20 protein-coding genes are annotated in these 15,719 nt (G+C 63.1%); 14 read left to right on the top strand and 6 right to left on the bottom strand.

The genetic code is table 11. The features are described from left to right. The 5 genes from ACYG9R_RS03940 (at position 1) to ACYG9R_RS03920 (ending at position 3,932) form a co-directional block, all read left to right on the top strand. Entirely contained in the window at positions 1–252 is a 252-nt protein-coding gene (locus tag ACYG9R_RS03940) for an exodeoxyribonuclease VII small subunit (protein ID WP_023668433.1), read from the top strand. A 38-nt stretch (positions 253–290) separates the two neighbouring features. Then, complete coding sequence (locus ACYG9R_RS03935) at positions 291–557, top strand: DUF2277 domain-containing protein (protein WP_023668432.1); 267 nt, start codon at positions 291–293, stop codon at positions 555–557. Between the two features lie 10 nt (positions 558–567). Next, positions 568–1,488 carry a pirin family protein gene (locus tag ACYG9R_RS03930; protein WP_023824248.1) on the top strand — a complete coding sequence of 307 codons (921 nt, stop codon included), beginning with the start codon at positions 568–570 and terminating at the stop codon, positions 1,486–1,488. A 100-nt stretch (positions 1,489–1,588) separates the two neighbouring features. After that, complete coding sequence (gene dxs / locus ACYG9R_RS03925; protein WP_023702019.1) at positions 1,589–3,502, top strand: 1-deoxy-D-xylulose-5-phosphate synthase; 1,914 nt, start codon at positions 1,589–1,591, stop codon at positions 3,500–3,502. Between the two features lie 145 nt (positions 3,503–3,647). Beyond that, positions 3,648–3,932, top strand: coding sequence for a hypothetical protein (locus ACYG9R_RS03920; RefSeq protein ID WP_023668429.1), 285 nt, complete (start codon positions 3,648–3,650; stop codon positions 3,930–3,932). Here the strand turns inward: ACYG9R_RS03920 and ACYG9R_RS03915 are convergent. After that, on the bottom strand, positions 3,929–4,330 hold the full coding sequence (locus tag ACYG9R_RS03915) for a GFA family protein (protein ID WP_023668428.1): 402 nt from the start codon (positions 4,328–4,330) through the stop codon (positions 3,929–3,931). The genes ACYG9R_RS03920 and ACYG9R_RS03915 overlap by 4 nt on opposite strands. 146 nt (positions 4,331–4,476) lie before the next feature. Here ACYG9R_RS03915 and ACYG9R_RS03910 point away from each other — a divergent pair, with 146 nt between their 5' ends. After that, positions 4,477–5,271, top strand: coding sequence for a TlyA family RNA methyltransferase (locus tag ACYG9R_RS03910; RefSeq protein WP_023824247.1), 795 nt, complete (start codon positions 4,477–4,479; stop codon positions 5,269–5,271). Next, positions 5,268–6,503, top strand: a complete 1,236-nt coding sequence (locus ACYG9R_RS03905) for a class I SAM-dependent RNA methyltransferase (protein ID WP_023668426.1) — start codon at positions 5,268–5,270, stop codon at positions 6,501–6,503. The genes ACYG9R_RS03910 and ACYG9R_RS03905 overlap by 4 nt, the downstream gene beginning before the upstream one ends. 66 nt (positions 6,504–6,569) lie before the next feature. Here the strand turns inward: ACYG9R_RS03905 and ACYG9R_RS03900 are convergent, their stop codons facing one another. The 5 genes from ACYG9R_RS03900 to ACYG9R_RS03880 all read right to left on the bottom strand — a co-directional run bounded on the left by ACYG9R_RS03900 (position 6,570) and on the right by ACYG9R_RS03880 (position 9,851). Further along, complete coding sequence (locus tag ACYG9R_RS03900; protein ID WP_023824246.1) at positions 6,570–6,959, bottom strand: type II toxin-antitoxin system VapC family toxin; 390 nt, start codon at positions 6,957–6,959, stop codon at positions 6,570–6,572. Next, positions 6,946–7,221: an AbrB/MazE/SpoVT family DNA-binding domain-containing protein gene (locus ACYG9R_RS03895; RefSeq protein ID WP_081725433.1), complete on the bottom strand. Its 276-nt coding sequence runs from the start codon at positions 7,219–7,221 to the stop codon at positions 6,946–6,948. The genes ACYG9R_RS03900 and ACYG9R_RS03895 overlap by 14 nt, the downstream gene beginning before the upstream one ends. A gap of 79 nt (positions 7,222–7,300) precedes the next feature. After that, positions 7,301–8,713 carry a metalloprotease TldD gene (tldD, locus tag ACYG9R_RS03890; protein WP_023668424.1) on the bottom strand — a complete coding sequence of 471 codons (1,413 nt, stop codon included), beginning with the start codon at positions 8,711–8,713 and terminating at the stop codon, positions 7,301–7,303. Positions 8,714–8,999: 286 nt separating this feature from the next. Next, positions 9,000–9,197: a hypothetical protein gene (locus ACYG9R_RS03885; protein WP_155923284.1), complete on the bottom strand. Its 198-nt coding sequence runs from the start codon at positions 9,195–9,197 to the stop codon at positions 9,000–9,002. 69 nt (positions 9,198–9,266) lie between these two features. Continuing rightward, positions 9,267–9,851 carry an invasion associated locus B family protein gene (locus ACYG9R_RS03880; RefSeq protein WP_023668422.1) on the bottom strand — a complete coding sequence of 195 codons (585 nt, stop codon included), beginning with the start codon at positions 9,849–9,851 and terminating at the stop codon, positions 9,267–9,269. Positions 9,852–10,214: 363 nt separating this feature from the next. On the opposite strand from ACYG9R_RS03880, the gene coxB reads away from it, so the two are divergent. The 7 genes from coxB (at position 10,215) to ACYG9R_RS03845 (ending at position 15,706) form a co-directional block, all read left to right on the top strand. Further along, positions 10,215–11,111 carry a cytochrome c oxidase subunit II gene (coxB, locus tag ACYG9R_RS03875; RefSeq protein WP_050590533.1) on the top strand — a complete coding sequence of 299 codons (897 nt, stop codon included), beginning with the start codon at positions 10,215–10,217 and terminating at the stop codon, positions 11,109–11,111. A gap of 38 nt (positions 11,112–11,149) precedes the next feature. After that, positions 11,150–12,802, top strand: coding sequence for a cytochrome c oxidase subunit I (gene ctaD, locus ACYG9R_RS03870; protein ID WP_023668420.1), 1,653 nt, complete (start codon positions 11,150–11,152; stop codon positions 12,800–12,802). A gap of 71 nt (positions 12,803–12,873) precedes the next feature. Continuing rightward, the gene (locus tag ACYG9R_RS03865; RefSeq protein WP_023824244.1) at positions 12,874–13,818 is read left to right on the top strand and encodes a heme o synthase; all 945 of its coding nucleotides are present in this window, start codon (positions 12,874–12,876) and stop codon (positions 13,816–13,818) included. A 2-nt stretch (positions 13,819–13,820) separates the two neighbouring features. Further along, positions 13,821–13,970, top strand: coding sequence for a hypothetical protein (locus ACYG9R_RS03860; RefSeq protein WP_081726885.1), 150 nt, complete (start codon positions 13,821–13,823; stop codon positions 13,968–13,970). An 8-nt stretch (positions 13,971–13,978) separates the two neighbouring features. Further along, positions 13,979–14,605, top strand: coding sequence for a cytochrome c oxidase assembly protein (locus ACYG9R_RS03855; protein ID WP_023692073.1), 627 nt, complete (start codon positions 13,979–13,981; stop codon positions 14,603–14,605). Between the two features lies 1 nt (position 14,606). After that, on the top strand, positions 14,607–15,488 hold the full coding sequence (locus ACYG9R_RS03850; RefSeq protein WP_023668416.1) for a cytochrome c oxidase subunit 3: 882 nt from the start codon (positions 14,607–14,609) through the stop codon (positions 15,486–15,488). A gap of 77 nt (positions 15,489–15,565) precedes the next feature. After that, positions 15,566–15,706 carry a L,D-transpeptidase family protein gene (locus ACYG9R_RS03845; RefSeq protein WP_023668415.1) on the top strand — a complete coding sequence of 47 codons (141 nt, stop codon included), beginning with the start codon at positions 15,566–15,568 and terminating at the stop codon, positions 15,704–15,706. Positions 15,707–15,719: the final 13 nt, after the last annotated feature.

The following is a 15,719-nucleotide window of genomic DNA, read 5'->3' as shown; positions in this document are numbered from 1 at the left end:
ATGGCTGGCGAAGCAAACGAAGACGTCAAGGCGATGAGCTTCGAGCAGGCACTCGACGCGCTGGAAAAGATTGTCGATGATCTGGAACGCGGCGACGTGCCGCTCGACCAGTCGATCAAGATCTATGAGCGCGGCGAGGCGCTGAAGGCCCATTGCGACCGGCTGCTGAAGGCCGCCGAAGACAAGGTCGAGAAGATCAGGCTGTCGCGTGATGGCAAACCGGTGGGAACGGAGCCGCTCGACGCGGAGTAGTGGAATGGGGCGGGCATAAAGCAGATAGGAGTTCAAGCATGTGCAGAAACATCAAGACCCTGTTCAATTTCGAGCCGCCGGCGACCCATGACGAGATCCGCGACGCCGCGCTTCAATTCGTGCGCAAACTGAGCGGAACGACGCGGCCCTCGCAGCGCAACCAGGCGGCCTTCGACCGTGCCGTCGAGGCGATCGCCGAATCGGCGCATGAATTGCTGCATTCGCTGGAAACCACGCATCATCCGCGCAATCGCGAAGAGGTGGCGGCCAAGGCAAAAGCCAAATCGGCGCTCCGCTTCGCCTGAGGACATCCAGATGAGTTTCTTCCCCGGCAAGGACCCTGAGCCTGGCGATGCCTTCGCCAGCGACCAGATCGAGCTCATGGTCATTCCAAACGCCAAGGATATTGGCGGCTTCCAGGTTCGCCGCGCTCTGCCGACGGCAAAGCGGCGGCTGGTTGGTCCCTTCATCTTCTTCGACCGCATGGGGCCGGCCATCTTGCGCGCCGGGCAGGCGATGGATGTGCGCCCGCACCCGCATATCGGGCTTTCCACCGTCACCTATCTGTTCGACGGCAATATCAGGCACCGCGATTCGCTCGGCACCGAGATGGTCATCCAGCCGGGCGACGTGAATTTGATGACCGCCGGCCGCGGTATCGTCCATTCCGAGCGCACGCCCGAAGAACTGCGCGGCGCGCCAATGTCGGTCTCCGGCCTGCAGACATGGCTGGCTTTGCCCGACGGCAAGGAGGAAGTGGCGCCGGTGTTCGAGAACACGGCCGCGCTCCTTCTGCCCGAGATCGACGCCGAAGGTGTTTCCGGCCGCGTGGTGATCGGCGATTTCCAGGGACTGCGCTCGCCGGTAAGAGCCGACACCGAGACGCTCTACGCCGATCTGAGGCTGGCGCCCGGCGCCAGCGTCAAAATTCCCGCCAACGCCGAGGAACGCGCCATCTACACGCTGGACGGCGATGTCTCGGTTTCGGGCGACCGTTTTCCGGCCGAACGGCTGCTGGTGTTCCGGCCTGGTGACGAGATCGTCGTGTCGTCCGAGCGCGGCGCCCATTTCATGCTCTTCGGGGGCGCTTCGCTCGGCTCTCCGCGCCACATCTGGTGGAACTTCGTCTCGTCGTCGAAGGAACGCATCGAAGAGGCCAAGCAGGAATGGAAGACGGGCCGCTTCGATATCGTTCCTGGAGATGAGGAAGAGTTCATTCCGTTACCGGACAATTAACGTCAGCATCACCCGCGTCACTGACACGCATTTACATTCGGGCGACGCAGGCATATTTCGCCATGATCGACGCGCATCATAGCTGAGCAGGCCTTTAACAGTGAACGCAACGCTGCATACGCCGCTTCTCGACAAGGTCCGCATTCCAGCCGACCTGAAGAAGCTTGACGAAAGCGAGCTGCCGCAGCTGGCCTCGGAGCTGCGCGCGGAGCTGATCGATGCCGTCTCGCATACGGGCGGGCATCTCGGCGCCGGCCTCGGTGTCGTCGAACTGACGGTGGCGCTGCACTATGTCTTCAACACGCCGGAAGACCGCGTGATCTGGGATGTCGGCCACCAGGCCTATCCGCACAAGATCCTGACCGGCCGCCGCGACCGCATCCGCACGCTCAGGCAAGAAGGCGGCCTGTCCGGCTTCACCCGTCGCGCCGAGAGCGAATACGACCCGTTCGGCGCCGCGCACTCCTCGACCTCCATTTCCGCTGGCCTCGGCATGGCCATGGCGCGCGACCTCTCCGGCGGCCACAACAATGTCATTGCCGTCATCGGCGACGGCGCCATGTCTGCCGGCATGGCCTATGAAGCCATGAACAATGCCGGCGCGCTCGATGCTCGCCTGATCGTCATTCTCAACGACAACGACATGTCGATCGCGCCGCCGACCGGCGCCATGAGCGCCTATCTGGCGCGGCTTGCCTCTGGCAAGACCTATCTTGGCCTGCGCGATTTCGGCAAGAAACTGACCTCCTATCTCGGCAAGCGTGCCGATCGCGCCATCAAGCGGGCGGTCGAGCATGCGCGCGGCTACGTCACCGGCGGCACGCTGTTCGAGGAGCTTGGCTTCTACCATATCGGCCCGATCGACGGCCACAATCTCGAGCATCTGATCCCGGTGCTGAAGAACGTCCGCGACCATGCCGACGGCCCGGTGCTGATCCATGTCGTGACCCAGAAGGGCAAGGGCTACGCGCCGGCCGAGGCCGCGGCCGACAAATATCACGGCGTCAACAAGTTCGACGTCATCACCGGCGCGCAGACCAAGGCCCCGGCCAATGCGCCGGCCTACACCAAGGTGTTCGCCGAGAGCCTGGTCCAGGAGGCCCGCCTGGACGACCGCATCGTCGCCGTCACCGCCGCCATGCCGAACGGCACCGGCCTCGATTTGTTCGGCGAAGCGTTTCCGACCCGGACCTTCGATGTCGGCATTGCCGAGCAACATGCCGTGACCTTCGCCGCCGGCCTCGCCAGCGAGGGCTACAAGCCCTTCGCCGCCATCTATTCGACCTTCCTGCAGCGCGCCTACGATCAGGTCGTCCATGATGTGGCGATCCAGAAACTGCCGGTGCGTTTCCCGATCGACCGCGCCGGTTTCGTCGGCGCCGACGGCGCCACTCATTGCGGCGCCTTCGACACCACCTTCCTGGCGACGCTGCCGGGCTTCGTGGTGATGGCGGCCGCCGACGAGGCGGAGCTTCGCCACATGGTGCGCACCGCCGGCTATTATGACGAAGGCCCGATCGCCTTCCGCTATCCGCGCGGCAATGGCGTCGGCGTCGACATGCCGGAGCGCGGCTCGGTGCTCGAAATTGGCAAGGGCCGCATCGTCAGGGAAGGCACCAAGGTGGCGCTTCTGTCCTTTGGCACCCGGCTGCAGGATTGCCTGCTGGCGGCCGAGGAACTCGGCGCGGCCGGATTGTCGACAACGGTTGCGGACGCCCGTTTCGCCAAGCCGCTCGACGAGGATTTGATCCGCCGTCTTGCCCGCTCGCACGAAGTGCTGGTGACGGTGGAAGAGGGCGCTGTCGGCGGTTTCGCCAGCCACGTGCTGCAGTTCCTCGCCCATGAAGGCCTGCTGGAAAGCGGTCTGAAAGTTCGGCCGCTGGTGCTGCCAGACGAGTTCACCGACCACGCCAAGCCGGAAAAAATGTATGCCGATGCCGGGCTCGACGCGGCCGGCATCGTGCGCACCGTGTTCGTCGCGCTCGGCCATTCCGCGCGCGCGCAGCGCGCCTGAATCAAACCTCACGCAGCTGAAGCAGTTGCCTGTGCAAGCTTAACACTTTGTTAACGCTTCTCTTTGGCGTTTCGCTTACCGTCTCTTTTGGCCGTTTTTCAACGCCGCCCTGCTAGAACTGCCTCTAGGCAGGGAGTTAAAAACAATGCGAACGCTTCTGTGCGGCGCGGCCCTTTTGGCCGTCATCGCCGCGCCGGCCATGGCCGAGACGCGCTATGACCGCAAGCTCGAACAGGCGGTGGCAGGCATCGTCGCCCGCAAGATGGGCGATATCAGGGGCGCTTTTTCCTACAAGCAGGTGCCGCAGCTTGTCGTCGTGCCGGACGCACCAGTCGTTGCTGTCGAGCGCCCGCGCAAGCAGGCTTCAGATGACGGAAGCGACGGCCTGATGCCGGCCGTTGAACGGCAGGTCTCACGGACGATCTTCTAAAACCACATATCGCGCACGCAGCGCCCATCGCGCGGCAGGTCGTCATAAGTGTCCAGCCCGTCGAAATGGTCGATCGGCAGGTCGGCGACCGCCTCAGGCGGTGCCAGCCTGACATTGACGGCGATACGCGTGCGGCTGCTGTCGCTGCGGCGCAAACCGCGCCAGGCAAGCACACAGGCACATGTCGGGCAAAACAGGATTTCCAGCGACGGCGTCTCCTTGCCGGCGCGGGTGTAGGACTGCACAGGCCCCGCAAGCCGGATACGCTCGTCGACAAAGTCATAGGCCCAGAGCGTGCCATAGCGGCGGCAAAGCGTGCAATTGCAGGCCGTGATCGGGCCGGGATCGCCTTCCAGCGTCCAGTGGGCGGCGCCGCAATGGCAGGTTCCCGTCAGCATTCGTCTTCCTCCGCATTGCCTGAGCCTCTACATCTTGCCGGACTGGCTGCGCTATTCAACCGGGCGGACTGGCTTGCGGCCCGGGTCTCGACGTCCTCCCATGCCAATGTCCTTGCCTTCGCGGCCGGCTTTCGCCATGAAGGCCGATGAACTCCCCTCTGCCAGCCAGCACACGCCAGCGGCTCGACGAATTGCTCGTCCAGCGCGGCCTGTTTGCGAGCCGCTCGCGCGCCCGCGACGCGGTCGAGCGCGGCACCGTGATGGTCGACGGCGTGGTCGCCCGCAAGCCCGGCCAGACGGTTCTGCCGCGCTGTCTCATCGTCATCGACGACCCGGCGCAGGGTTATGTCTCACGCGCGGCGCTGAAGCTGATCGCCGGGCTCGACCATTTCAGTCTCGATCCCGCGGGCAGTGAAGCTCTCGATATCGGCGCCTCGACAGGCGGCTTCACCCAGGTGCTGCTCGAACGCGGCGCGGCCCATGTCACGGCCATCGATGTCGGCCACGGCCAGATGCATCCCGACATTGCGGGCGACCCGCGCGTGACGGTTATCGAGGGCCTCAACGCTCGCGAGCTCGCGGCTGCCGATCTCGGCGGCCGTATCCCCGATTTCATCGTCTCCGATGTAAGCTTCATCTCGTTGAAACTGGCGATGCCACCGGCGTTGGCATTGGCACGGGACGGCGCTCGTGCGGTGTTTCTGGTCAAGCCGCAATTCGAGGCCGGCCGCGAGGCGATCGGCAAGGGCGGTCTTTTGAAAGACCCTTATGACGCCGCCCGTGTGGCCGGCTTGCTGCAGGAATGGCTCGAAGGCGTCCCTGGCTGGCGTACATTGGGCTTGCACATGTCGCCGATCGAAGGCGGGGACGGCAACCGCGAATTCCTGCTTGCCGGGATCAAGGATGCCGGGACCAAGGATGCCGGGACCAAGGACCGATGAGCACGGGCTTCACCATCAAGAGACTGGGTTCGCAGGGCGACGGCGTCGCCGAGACGGAAACCGGCGAGCTGTTCATTCCCTTCACCCTGCCCGGCGAGACCGTCACCGCCGCGCGCGAGAGGGATCGCGCCATGCTGATGGCGGTATTGGAGACGTCGCCGCTGCGTATCGATCCGGCCTGCCGGCATTTCACCGAATGTGGCGGCTGCGCCGTCCAGCATCTGCAAGCCGACGCTTACCAGCAATGGAAACGCGACAAGGTCGTGCATGCCTTGAAAGGCATTGCCGGCGACATCGGCGCCCTGGTGCCGTGTGCGCCACACACACGCCGCCGCGTCGTGCTTGCCGCCAGGCGCGCCGACACAGGCATGCTGCTTGGCTTCCATCGCCATCTGTCGCCGGAAATCATCCCCATCGAGGAATGTCCGATCTCGCTGCCGGAGATCGTTGCCGCGCTCGATCGCTTGAGGTCGGTCGCCGACCTGGTTTGCGCCACCACCAAATCGTTCCGGATGGCGGTCACTGTGACGGGCTCGGGGCTTGACGTCGCTGTCTATGAGTCGGGCAAGCTGGGCGAGAACCAGCGCCGGGTCGCCTCCAACTTCATCATGGCCAATGGCTTTGCCCGGCTTTCGATCGACGACGAGATTGTCATCGAGCCGAAAAAGCCGGTGGTCATGTTCGGCACCGTCGCTGTCGCCATACCGCCTGGCGCCTTCCTGCAGGCAACGCAAGCCGCCGAACAGACGATGGCCGATCTCGTTGGCGGACATCTGAAGCGTGCCAGGAAAGTCGCGGATCTTTTCGCCGGCTGCGGCAGCTTTGCGCTTCGGCTGGCGGCCAAATCCGAAGTCCACGCGGTCGAAGGCGACGCGGCAGCCCTTTCGGCGCTCGACCGCGGATCGCGCTTCGCCACCGGCCTGAAGCGGGTAACCGGCGAACGCCGCGACCTGTTCCGGCGGCCGCTGACGTTCAAGGAGCTGAATGCTTTCGATGGCGTCGTCTTCGACCCGCCGCGCGCCGGCGCCGAGGACCAGTCGAAGCAGATCGCCCGCTCGGATGTGCCGTTCGTCGCCGCCGTCTCCTGCAATCCGGTGACGCTGGCACGAGACCTGCGCATCCTGATTGACGGCGGCTACATCTTGAAGAGCGTCACGCCCATCGACCAGTTCCTGTGGTCGCCGCATGTCGAGGCCGTGGCGCTGCTGGAGAAGCCGAAACGGCGACGTTAATCCGCCGATTTTCACAAGGCCGTGCTTGAGTTTGCCGCCCCCCGCAAGACGTAGCCGGCTGGCAAACTAGCCTTCGCGAACGCTTTCGTACCCGGCCGCTTGTGCGGCCTTGATGAACTTACGGTCGAAGGACACAAATGCTGAGCAGTGCGAGGACTTGCCCAGATGGAGCGCATCGGCGAAATCCATTCCCGTCTCGGCTAGATCGACCGCGGAAGAGACCATCGCAGCATCCTCTATCTCGATAGTGGGAAGCCCGCCGAACACCCGCAGTGCATCGACGATCGAGGCCTGATCATAACCATAGCCGCTGCGCAGCACCCACTCAGCCTCCAGGATCACCGTGACGGCGACGAAAACGGCCTGACCGTCGATCAGCCGCCGGGCTCGCGGGGACTGCTCGGGATCGTCGTTCGTCAGATACCTGACGACAACGTTGGTATCAATCGCGAGCATGGCGCCGCCGTGCTTCAGCAAGGACGGCCGCGTCCATCTCCTCCAAGGTCTTCGGTCTGCCACTGTGCGGCAGGACACCAAAGACATCTTCTGGTCGTGTCGGGGCAAAGGCAGGCGCCGGTCTCAAAAGTACACCGTCCGGTGTGTCTTCGACCTGCAGGCGCGTGCCCGCGCCCCAGTCCCTCCGTTTGCGGATAGCGCTGGGCAGGATGACTTGTCCCTTCGTCGAGACGGTCGTTATAAGCTTTTCTATTGCACCCATTGCGGTATTACCCTTGTGTAAGACAAAGGTAAGATATCCCTGTGAGGGGAACTATTCAAGCCCATTGGCGTCTCCTCGCTCAAACCCTGGTGCCGCCGACGGTCATCTGGTTCATCCTGAGATGCGGCTGGCCGACGCCGACCGGCACGCCTTGTCCGGCCTTGCCGCACATGCCGATGCCGGTGTCGAGCTTCATGTCGTTGCCGATCATCGACACACGGTGCATGGCGTCCGGTCCGTTGCCGATCAGCATGGCGCCCTTTATCGGCTGCGTCACCTTGCCGTTCTCGATCATGTAGGCCTCGGTGCAGCCGAACACGAACTTGCCTGACGTGATGTCGACCTGGCCGCCGCCGAAGGATACGGCATAGATGCCGTTCTTGACCGAGGCGATGATCTCGTCCGGCTCCATGTCGCCCGCCGTCATATAGGTGTTGGTCATGCGCGGCATCGGCTGGTGCGCATAGCCTTCGCGCCGGCCGTTTCCCGTGGCTTTCATGCCCATCAGCCGGGCGTTCTGGCGGTCCTGCATGTAGCCGACAAGCTTGCCGTCCTCGATCAGCACATTGCGGGCCGAAGGCGTGCCTTCATCGTCGACGGTCAGCGAACCCCGCCGCTCCGGCATGGTGCCGTCATCGACCACGGTAACGCCCTTGGCCGCCACCTGCTGGCCCAGCAGGCCGGCGAAGGCGGACGTCTTCTTGCGGTTGAAGTCGCCTTCCAGCCCGTGGCCGACAGCCTCATGCAGCATGACGCCCGGCCAGCCGCTGGACAAAACGATGTCGAACGTTCCGGCCGGCGCGGGAATGGCTTCGAGATTGACCAGCGCCTGCCTGAGCGCCTCCCTGGCCGCATGCTTCCAGGCGTCCTCGACCAGGAACTCGCCGAACGCCTTGCGCCCGCCCATGCCATAGGAACCGCTTTCCTGGCGGTCGCCGTCGCCGACGACGACGGAAACGTTGATGCGGACCAGCGGGCGGATGTCGCGCACGATCTGGCCGTCGGCGCGCACGATCTCGACATGCTGCCAGGACGCCGCGAGCGAGGCCGTCACCTGGCGCACGCGCGGGTCCTCGGCACGCAGCCATGCGTCGATCTCCTGCAACAGCTTGGCCTTGACCTCGAAGGAAGGCGAGGGGATCGGGTTCTCCTCGCCATAGAGATGGCGGTTGGTGCGCGCGGGCGCCCCGGCAAGCGTGCCGGAATAGCCGCCCTTGACGGTCGAGACGACGTCGGCGGCGCGCAGCAGCGACGCCTCGGAAAGATCGCTGGAATGGGCGTAGCCGCTGGCCTCGCCGGCCACGGCGCGAAGGCCAAAACCCTGGTCAGTGTTGAAATTGGCGGTCTTCAGCCTGCCATTGTCGAACATCAGCGCTTCGCTCTCGCTGTATTCGAGGAACAGTTCGCCGTCGTCGGCGCCGTTCAGTGTGTCGGCGACGATCCGCTTGATGCGATCGTCTGAAATGTCGAATTGGCCGGTCAGGCTGTTCATGGCAGGTCCGCTCACAAGAGGAATGGTGTTGCCACGATGTAGGCGCGAAGACGCGCCTGCACAATCCGCAATGACGATCCGCAGCAGGTAGGAGCGGGTAACCCCGCCCCTGAACATGACATCCATCTTGAAGTTCGACCCGTCACCCGAAAAGGCCTTCACCCAGCGATATTTCTTGTTCCATTCATTGGCCTGGTCGGCCGTGAAGGGTCGGTATAGCCCGAGGAGAACTGGATCGACTTGCACTTCTCATGGTTTTCGCAGCCATAGAAGTAGATGACATATTTCATGCCCTGAAGCCGGCCCGAGACCATCGGATCGCCCCGTCGTCCTTGTCCATCTTGGCCGAGCCATAGCCTTTCGCAAGCTCGAAAATGACGGCCGGATCGGGCGCCGTGATGATTTCGGAATCCTCGGCAAAGGCGACGGAAACGGCGCCGGTCAGGATTAGACCGGTCGACAAAAGCAAAGAACAAGCACGCATGATGACCCCCACAGCCAAAGATCAAACCCGTGGGAATTGTGAGGAAAGACGGTTTCGCAAGCATCAAGCTCAGGGCAGGGCGGCAAAACCGTCGGCGAAGCCCTTGAGGTCGACGGGGATGCCGATGCCTTCTTCCGGCGTCTGGAAGACGATGAACGTGGCCGACGTCCCGGTCTTCAGCGTATCGAGCAGCGGCTTTTCGAGAATGACCTCGGCATAGCAGCCGTCCTGGAAGCAGCGCACGAAATAGGCGCGGCCAATATCCTTGCCGTCGACATTGAGGCCCAGGCCATTGGGCAGCAGAACGCCGAGCGGAGCCAGCACGCGCAGGATCTCGGCCTTGTTGTCGGCGGTGCGCAGGACGACGACGGACAGTCCCATTTCCGGGCGATCCTCGGCAACGACGTTCTGCATCATCACGCATTGTTCCGAGGTGGCGCCGGCCGGCGTGTCGCAGATGATCGACCACGCGCCATGCGTTGACTTGACCGTGCCGCTGGGCTGCGCTGCATTGGCGACGCCGGTTGCGGACGAGCCGATACCGATCAGGGCGGCGAGAAAAACGACCTTCGCCCCGCTTCTCGAAAGCCAAGCGCTTTTCGAATGCCAGGCGCTCTTCGAATGCCAGGCGTTTCTCGAAAGCCAAGAGGTCATGACGGCTCCATTGCGAATCACGGCACTTTAAGCCGCGCCAAGGCCAAGTAAAGGATAGGGCGACCGCCGGTCAGCCCCGGCAGGCGCAATAATGCGCTTTTCCCTAGCAAATTCGCCCGAATTGCGACCGTCGGGCGCATTCCGGACACAAGCCCGCATAGCCTGTCTGTCGACGACCCGCGCGGGCCACGAGGCCGTCGAAACAGCACGGCAGCACTTGCGCGCAAAAATGCCGCACGGTTTCGCCCGCTCCTTTCTTGCGGAGGGAAATAGAGTATGGTTTGAACCACCCTTGGGACTGTCCGGGATTCCCATCCCGGCATTGTTCGATATTCTTGCGTCGCGATCGCGAGGAACCGGGAGATGAAGAGGGCGATGAGAAAATTCCCAGCAAGCGCCAAATTGATGGCAACGGCAGGCGCCGCCGCCGCATTTTTCGCCGGTGCCTCCGCCCATGCGGCCCAGCCGCAGCCGTGGGAGATGACTTTTCAGCCGCCGGCGACAGACATGATGCGGCAGATCGAGTGGTTCGGGAACTACACGATGTGGTTCGTCGTCCCGATCACTGCTTTGGTTCTGGCGCTTCTCGCCTGGTGCATCTTCAGGTTCCGCGCCAGCAAAAACCCGGTTCCGTCCAAGACCAGCCACAACACGCTGATCGAGATCATCTGGACAGTCGGGCCGGTCGTCGTCCTGCTGTTCATCGCCATTCCCTCGTTCCAGCTGCTGACGGCGCAGTACACGCCGCCGGAAGAGGCCAAGCTGACCGTCAAGGTAACGGGCAATCAGTGGAACTGGGACTATGAGTACCAGACCGAGAACACGCTCTCCTTCAACTCGGCCATCCTGCAGGACGCCGACCGCGCCGCGATTGGCAAGGAAGACCGCAAGGTCTATCCGCGCCTGCTGGCGGTCGACAACGAGATGGTCGTGCCGGTCAACACCATGACGCGCGTCCTGGTTACCGCAGCCGACGTGATCCATTCCTTTGCCGTTCCGGCCTTCGGCATCAAGATGGACGCGGTTCCCGGCCGCACCAACGAGACGTGGTTCAAGGCGGAAAAGGAAGGCATCTATTACGGCCAGTGCTCGCAGCTCTGCGGCAAGGACCATGCCTTCATGCCGATCGCCGTCCGCGTCGTATCCGATGCGCAGTACAAGACCTGGCTGGCAGCAGCCAAGACCGACCTCCCCGGCGCCAACAAGGCGCTGATGGCCGAGGTCGACGGTACCAACAAGGTAGCGGCCGCCGGCAATTGATGCCGCGGGTTAGCAAGAATTAGGGAACGGAGCCGACCATGGCAGAAGCTGCAGCTCACGACGACCACGACCACAAGCCCTATCATGGCTGGGTCCGGTGGGTGTACTCCACCAACCACAAGGACATCGGCACGCTCTACCTGATCTTCGCGATCTTCGCGGGCATCGTGGGCGGCGCGCTTTCGGTCGTCATCCGCATGGAGCTGCAGGAGCCGGGCATCCAGATATTCACCGGTCTGGCGCAGATGGTCTACGGCATGAACGGCGATGCCGCCATCGACGGCGGCAAGAGCATGTACAACGCCTTCGGCACCGCGCACGCGCTGATCATGATCTTCTTCATGGTCATGCCGGCGCTGATCGGCGGCTTCGCCAACTGGATGGTGCCGATCATGATCGGCGCGCCTGACATGGCCTTCCCGCGCATGAACAACATCTCGTTCTGGCTGCTGCCGCCGGCCTTCCTGCTGCTCATCGCTTCGGCTTTCATGCCGAGCGCGCCCGGCGCCTATGGCGTTGGCGGCGGCTGGACGCTCTATCCGCCGCTGTCGACCTCCGGCCAGCCCGGGCCAGCCATGGATCTGGCGATCCTGTCGATCCACATTGCCGGCGCGTCCTCGATCCTCGGCGCCATCAACTTCATCACCACCATTTTCAACATGCGCGCGCCGGGCATGACGCTGCACAAGATGCCGCTATTTGCCTGGTCGGTTCTGATCACCGCCTTCCTGCTGCTATTGTCGCTTCCGGTTCTGGCCGGTGGCATCACTATGCTGCTTACGGACCGCAATTTCGGCACCACCTTCTTCGCCCCGGATGGCGGCGGCGATCCGATCCTGTTCCAGCATCTGTTCTGGTTCTTTGGTCACCCCGAAGTGTACATCCTGATCCTGCCGGGCTTCGGCATCATCAGCCACATCGTCTCGACCTTCTCGAAGAAGCCGGTGTTCGGCTATCTCGGCATGGCCTACGCCATGGTCGCGATCGGCGCCGTCGGCTTCATCGTCTGGGCGCACCACATGTACACGACCGGCCTGTCGCTCGACACGCAGCGCTACTTCGTCTTCGCCACCATGGTCATCGCCGTACCGACAGGCGTGAAGATCTTCTCCTGGATCGCGACGATGTGGGGCGGCTCGATCTCGTTCAAGACGCCGATGCTGTGGGCGCTGGGCTTCATCTTCCTGTTCACGGTCGGCGGCGTCACCGGCGTCCAGCTCGCCAACGCCGGCCTCGACCGCTCGCTGCATGACACCTATTTCGTCATTGCCCACTTCCACTATGTGCTGTCGCTGGGTGCGGTCTTCGCCATCTTCGCCGGCTGGTACTACTGGTTCCCCAAGATGACCGGCTACATGTACTCGCCGGTGATCGCCAACACCCACTTCTGGGTCACCTTCGTCGGCGTCAATTTGATCTTCTTCCCGCAGCATTTCCTCGGCCTGGCCGGCATGCCGCGCCGCACCATCGACTATCCCGACGCGTTCGCCGGCTGGAACATGGTGTCGTCCTACGGCTCCTATATATCGGCCGTCGGCGTGGTGATCTTCCTCTATGGCGTGTTCGAGGCCTTCCAGAAGAAGCGCGTCGCCGGCGCCAACCCGTGGGGCGAGGGTGCAACGACGCTCGAATGGCAGCTGCCTTCGCCGCCGCCTTTCCACCAGTGGGAACAGCTGCCGAAGATCAAGTAAGGCAGCCCGAATACGAAACCGCCGGCCCGCCGGCGGTTTTCGGCCAACGGAATGATTGGACTTATGTACGCATGGCCCTTGTCGACGACCCAATGATTGACGAAGCGGGCTTTCGCATGTCGGAAGCCACGTCGGGCGATTTCTTCGCCCTGCTGAAGCCGCGCGTCATGTCGCTGGTGGTGTTCACGGCCTTTGTCGGCATGGTCGCTGCGCCCGTGACCATCAACCCGCTGCTGGCGGTGATCGCCATCCTGGCCATTGCCATCGGCGCCGGCGCCTCGGGTGCGCTCAACATGTGGTACGACGCCGACATCGATGCGGTGATGAGCCGGACCGCCGGCCGCCCGGTACCGTCCGGCCGCATCCTGCCCGGCGAAGCCCTGAGCTTCGGCCTTGTGCTTTCGGTGCTGTCGGTGATGACGCTGGGCGTGCTGGTCAACTGGCTGTCGGCGGCGCTGCTTGCCTTCACCATCTTCTTCTACGCCGTCGTCTACACGATGTGGCTGAAGCGCTCGACGCCGCAGAACATCGTCATCGGCGGCGCCGCCGGCGCCATCCCGCCGGTCATCGGCTGGGCCGCGGTGACCGGAACGGTGAGCCTGGAAAGCCTCGTCCTGTTCCTGATCATCTTCCTGTGGACGCCGCCGCACTTCTGGGCGCTGGCGCTGTTCAAGTCCGACGACTACGCCAAGGCCGGCATCCCGATGATGCCGAACGTTGCCGGCCAGGCCTCGACCCGCCGCCAGATCTTTGCCTACGCCCTGATCCTGGCGCCGATCGGCGTGCTGCCCTGGGTGCTCGGTTTCACTACCGCCTTCTATGGCGTCGCATCAGTGGCTCTCGGCGCCGGCTTCGTCTGGTATGCCTGGAAAGTGCTGTGCATGACCGATAGCGACCGCGTCATGAAGCCGGCCAAGGCTCTGTTCGCCTATTCGCTGCTCTACCTCTTCGCCATCTTCGCCATCTATCTTGCCGACTATGTCGTCGGTCGCGCTTTGGCCATCGGTGGAGCATGACCATGATCGACAAGAAGCTTGAACTGATCACGCTGACCGAAAGCCAGAAGAAGGCGCGGCGCAACCGTTCGGCGGCGATCGGCGTCGCGCTGGCGATTCTGGTCGTCATCTTCTACGTCGCGACCATCGTGAAATTCGGCCATACCGGATGAGGCCGATGATGACCCGCCAGACCGTGACCGATCCCAGGAAGAAGAACACCAACCGCGTCGTCGCCGCCGTCTGCGTCGCCTTTTTCGGCGGCATGATCGGGATGGCCTACGCCGCGGTGCCGCTCTACAAGATGTTCTGCCAGGCCACCGGCTATGGCGGCACGACGCAGCGCGCCGAAAAGCAATATGCCGGCCGCATCCTCGACCGCGACATCACCGTGCGCTTCGACGCCAACACCAACGGCATTCCCTGGCAGTTCCAGCCGGTCGCCCGCTCGGTCACCATCAAGATCGGCGAGACCACGCAGGCGCATTACAGCGCCACCAACAAGTTCGACCGCGCCGTTACCGGCCGCGCCACCTTCAACGTGCAGCCGGAACTGGCGGGCCCCTACTTCAACAAGGTCGAGTGTTTCTGCTTCACCGACACGACGCTGAAGCCCGGCGAGACGCTGGACATGCCGGTCGTGTTCTATGTGGATCCCGATATCGTCAACGTGCCGGAACTGAAGGACTTGAAGACGATCACCCTGTCCTACACCATGTTCCCGGTCCAAAAGAACAAGCCGGTGGCGTCATCGACGCCGGACAGCAGCAGCAAAGTTTCAGATACCGAAGCAAATCTCGGGGGTTGATATGGCAGACGCGCACGCAAAACCACAACACGACTACCATCTCGTCAACCCGAGCCCGTGGCCCTTCCTGGGGTCGATCGGCGCGCTGGTGACTGCAGTCGGCGGCGTCGCCCTGATGCAGTATCTCAAGAACGGCGATTTCCCGATTTTCGGCCACAACATCGCCAATCCATGGCTGTTCTTCATCGGCCTCGTCATCGTCCTCTACACGATGTTTGCCTGGTGGTCGGACACCATCAAGGAAGCGCATGAGGGCCACCACACGCGCGTCGTGTCGCTGCATCTGCGCTACGGCATGATCATGTTCATCGCTTCGGAAGTGATGTTCTTCGTTGCCTGGTTCTGGGCCTATTTCGATGCCAGCCTGTTTCCGAGCGAAGTGCAGAATTACGCCCGCACCGCTTTCACTGGCGGCGTCTGGCCGCCGAAGGGTCTCGAAGTCCTCGATCCCTTCCATCTGCCGCTCTACAACACCATCATCCTGCTTCTGTCGGGCACCACGGTGACATGGGCGCACCATTCGCTCATCCATGGCGACCGCAAGGGCCTGATCAACGGCCTGGTGCTGACCGTCGGCCTCGGCATGCTGTTCACCATGGTGCAGGCCTACGAGTACATGCACGCTCCGTTCGGCTTCAAGGATTCCATCTACGGCGCCACCTTCTTCATGGCGACCGGCTTCCATGGCTTCCACGTCATCATCGGCACCATCTTCCTGCTGGTCTGCCTGATCCGCGCCTGGAAAGGCGACTTCACGCCCAAGCAGCATTTCGGCTTCGAGGCGGCTGCCTGGTACTGGCACTTCGTCGACGTGGTCTGGCTGTTCCTGTTCGCATCGATCTACGTCTGGGGATCGGTCGGCGCGGTGATCGAAGGCCACTGACGGCTTTCACCGAACCGACAAATCAGAAGGGCGGTCGCGGCAACGCGGTCGCCTTTCTTCTTTTCGGCGCCCCATCAATGGCCAACGGATTCGGCTGGTCGGGCTGGCTGCTTCAATTGGTCGACTGGACCGATGGCTGCATTGGGGTTACCGACTGCGACATGGACGAAATCTGGACTATGGTGCCGGATGGAACGCTGATCGAAATCGAGCCGTAAAGCATGACTATCC

The organism is Mesorhizobium sp. RSR565B, assembly GCF_054719465.1.
This window is presented reverse-complemented; position numbering and strand designations above follow the sequence as displayed.

What these genes read in the sequence shown, in the direction of transcription:
- ACYG9R_RS03940 (WP_023668433.1), top strand. Translation starts at nt 1, where the DNA reads ATGGCTGGCGAAGCAAACGAAGACGTCAAGGCGATGAGCTTCGAGCAG.
- ACYG9R_RS03935 (WP_023668432.1), top strand. Translation starts at nt 291, where the DNA reads ATGTGCAGAAACATCAAGACCCTGTTCAATTTCGAGCCGCCGGCGACC.
- ACYG9R_RS03930 (WP_023824248.1), top strand. Translation starts at nt 568, where the DNA reads ATGAGTTTCTTCCCCGGCAAGGACCCTGAGCCTGGCGATGCCTTCGCC.
- ACYG9R_RS03920 (WP_023668429.1), top strand. Translation starts at nt 3,648, where the DNA reads ATGCGAACGCTTCTGTGCGGCGCGGCCCTTTTGGCCGTCATCGCCGCG.
- ACYG9R_RS03915 (WP_023668428.1), bottom strand. Translation starts at nt 4,330, where the DNA reads ATGCTGACGGGAACCTGCCATTGCGGCGCCGCCCACTGGACGCTGGAA.
- ACYG9R_RS03910 (WP_023824247.1), top strand. Translation starts at nt 4,477, where the DNA reads ATGAACTCCCCTCTGCCAGCCAGCACACGCCAGCGGCTCGACGAATTG.
- ACYG9R_RS03905 (WP_023668426.1), top strand. Translation starts at nt 5,268, where the DNA reads ATGAGCACGGGCTTCACCATCAAGAGACTGGGTTCGCAGGGCGACGGC.
- ACYG9R_RS03900 (WP_023824246.1), bottom strand. Translation starts at nt 6,959, where the DNA reads ATGCTCGCGATTGATACCAACGTTGTCGTCAGGTATCTGACGAACGAC.
- ACYG9R_RS03895 (WP_081725433.1), bottom strand. Translation starts at nt 7,221, where the DNA reads ATGGGTGCAATAGAAAAGCTTATAACGACCGTCTCGACGAAGGGACAA.
- tldD (WP_023668424.1), bottom strand. Translation starts at nt 8,713, where the DNA reads ATGAACAGCCTGACCGGCCAATTCGACATTTCAGACGATCGCATCAAG.
- ACYG9R_RS03885 (WP_155923284.1), bottom strand. Translation starts at nt 9,197, where the DNA reads ATGCGTGCTTGTTCTTTGCTTTTGTCGACCGGTCTAATCCTGACCGGC.
- ACYG9R_RS03880 (WP_023668422.1), bottom strand. Translation starts at nt 9,851, where the DNA reads ATGACCTCTTGGCTTTCGAGAAACGCCTGGCATTCGAAGAGCGCCTGG.
- coxB (WP_050590533.1), top strand. Translation starts at nt 10,215, where the DNA reads ATGAAGAGGGCGATGAGAAAATTCCCAGCAAGCGCCAAATTGATGGCA.
- ctaD (WP_023668420.1), top strand. Translation starts at nt 11,150, where the DNA reads ATGGCAGAAGCTGCAGCTCACGACGACCACGACCACAAGCCCTATCAT.
- ACYG9R_RS03865 (WP_023824244.1), top strand. Translation starts at nt 12,874, where the DNA reads ATGGCCCTTGTCGACGACCCAATGATTGACGAAGCGGGCTTTCGCATG.
- ACYG9R_RS03860 (WP_081726885.1), top strand. Translation starts at nt 13,821, where the DNA reads ATGATCGACAAGAAGCTTGAACTGATCACGCTGACCGAAAGCCAGAAG.
- ACYG9R_RS03855 (WP_023692073.1), top strand. Translation starts at nt 13,979, where the DNA reads ATGACCCGCCAGACCGTGACCGATCCCAGGAAGAAGAACACCAACCGC.
- ACYG9R_RS03850 (WP_023668416.1), top strand. Translation starts at nt 14,607, where the DNA reads ATGGCAGACGCGCACGCAAAACCACAACACGACTACCATCTCGTCAAC.
- ACYG9R_RS03845 (WP_023668415.1), top strand. Translation starts at nt 15,566, where the DNA reads ATGGCCAACGGATTCGGCTGGTCGGGCTGGCTGCTTCAATTGGTCGAC.